General features: G+C 46.8%; 1 protein-coding gene. It reads left to right on the top strand.

All coding sequences use genetic code 11. From position 1 onward, the window contains the following. Positions 1-425: SNF2-related protein (locus C7H79_RS18225; protein WP_172592508.1), on the top strand; the 425-nt coding region annotated here is incomplete at both ends.

Raw genomic sequence — 425 nt, 5'->3', positions numbered from 1 at the left:
ACCATCATGGACAGGATGCAAGCCAAGGCAGGTGATCCGTCCAAATTGCGCTTCAGACAACCTGATGACGAATCGCCGCTAGTGATCGCAGGAATGAGTGGAGATATTACGCTGCACGGCTACCAGAACGCTTTTGTGCGTCGTATGAGCCGCAATTTTGAGGGTATTAATGGTCACGGAGTCGGACTAGGTAAGACCTTCGCAGCATTATCTGCCATCCAATACGTGCAAAGCATTGGTGTTAAGAATAAAACTTTTATCGTGGTACCAAACTCAGTTCTATCAAACTGGCGTAAAGAAGCTACCAGGGCGTATGCCTCCATGGATGATGCGCTGTTTATCGGTTTGCGTGTCGATAAAAACGGTAAAGCTACGGTTAGTTCATCCAATTTTGATGCGGATCTGGTATCTGTCATGGAAAACAG

It is taken from the genome of Nitrosomonas supralitoralis, from assembly GCF_003011925.2.
GTDB classification, from domain to species: Bacteria; Pseudomonadota; Gammaproteobacteria; order Burkholderiales; family Nitrosomonadaceae; genus Nitrosomonas; species Nitrosomonas supralitoralis.
Note: the sequence above shows the minus strand (reverse complement) of the source record. Positions and strands in the feature narration are given on the sequence as shown.